Below are 1,647 nucleotides of genomic sequence, written 5' to 3'. Positions count from 1 at the left end.
ACGAAACCGTAACCATCCAGGACGGCGAGGTCATATTTGGCGGGGCAGTCGAACCAGCAAGCACACACGGCGCATCACGCGGGCCCGCGCGCGGCCCGCGATCGCGCCGGCGCCGCGGCCCGCGTCGCGCGGGCGGCCCTCGCGGGTTGCCTGGCCGCGTGTTTCGCGCTGCCGGCCCATGCGAAATACGACGTCGACATCGACGCGCCGCGCTCGATCCGCAAGCTCCTGAAGACCCATCTCGATATTGCCCGCTTCGCGAAGCGTGACGACATCAGCGACGACCAGTTCGACTTCCTCGTGACCGCCACGCCGCAGCAGGTGCGCGATTTGACCGCGACGGCCGGCTATTTCTCGCCGGTCGTGCGTACCGACGTGCGCACCCGCGACGGCAAGCGCGACGTGCACATCGCGGTCGATCCGGGCAAGCAGACCGTCGTGTCGACGGTCGACCTGACGTTCAAGGGGCCGGTCGAGACCGAGGACCCGAAGCAGGAAACCGCGACCCGTTTCGCGTTCTCGATGAAGCCGGGCGATCCGTTCACGCAATCCGACTGGGACGACGCGAAGGGCGCGGCGCTCCGGCAACTGCAGTCGCGCCGCTATCTCGGCGCGAAGATCGTGTCGTCCGAGGCGCGCATCGATCCGCGCACGCAGCGTGCGACGCTCGCGGTCGCGTTCGACAGCGGCCCGACGTTCACGATCGGCAAGGTTGATGTCGACGGCGTGCGCCGTTATCCGGAAAAGATCGTCACGAACGTCAATCCGCTGTCGGAAGGCGAGATCTACGACGTGCAGCGGATCGCCGAATTGCAGCGCCAGTTGCAGAACACGCCGTACTACGCGAGCGTCGCGATCGACGTCGGCGACGATACGTCGAAGCCCGAGCGCACGCCCGTGCACGTGAAGGTCAGCGAGTTTCCGTACAACAACATCCGCGGCGGCGTCGGCTTCGCCACCGATACCGGGCCGCACGTGCAGGGTTCCTATACGTATCTCGACACGTTCGGCGCCGCGTGGCCGCTGACCGTGTCGGGCCGGCTCGACCAGATCCAGCAGTACGGGCAGGTCCAGCTGTCGATGCCGCCGGGCGAGAAGGGCTGGACCAACAGCGTGCTCGCGTCGTACACGAACACCAACGTGTCGGACACGCGCATCTACAGCGCGCGGGTCGGCGTGCAGCGCACGCGCACCGGCCAGTTCATCGACTATGCGTATTCGCTGATGTACTACCAGGATCGGCTCGACCAGAACGGCGCGGGGCCGACCACGAGCCGCGCGCTGGTGCCGCAGTGGGCGTGGACCCGCCGCAACGTCGACGATCCGCTGTTCCCGCGCTCGGGCAACCTGATTCATGCGGAGGCCGGCTTCGCGGTCAAGGGCGTGCTGGCCGACGAGAGCTTCATTCGCGGCTACGCGCGCGGCCAGCAGTATTTGCCGATCGGCAAGCGCGACCTGTTCGTGTTCCGCGCGGAACTCGGCGGCGTGTTTACGAGCGGCAGCTCGACCGGCGTGCCGGCGTCGCTGCTGTTCCGCGCCGGCGGCTCGAACTCGGTGCGCGGCTACGGTTACCAGAGCATCGGCAACAGCGTCGACGGCTCCGTTTTGCCGACCAAGTACCTGATGACGGGGACGGCCGAATACCAG

General features: G+C 67.4%; 1 protein-coding gene. It reads left to right on the top strand.

The genetic code is table 11. The features are described 5' to 3' along the window. Positions 1-36: 36 nt before the first annotated feature. Positions 37-1,647: autotransporter assembly complex family protein (locus JMF90_RS36235; protein ID WP_201326259.1), on the top strand; the 1,611-nt coding region annotated here is incomplete at its 3' end.

The organism is Burkholderia sp. E168m23 (genome assembly GCF_016586125.1).
In the GTDB taxonomy this organism is placed as follows: domain Bacteria; phylum Pseudomonadota; class Gammaproteobacteria; order Burkholderiales; family Burkholderiaceae; genus Burkholderia; species Burkholderia orbicola.
The sequence above is the reverse complement of the archived record's forward strand: the minus strand, read 5'-3'. Positions and strand labels throughout refer to the sequence as shown.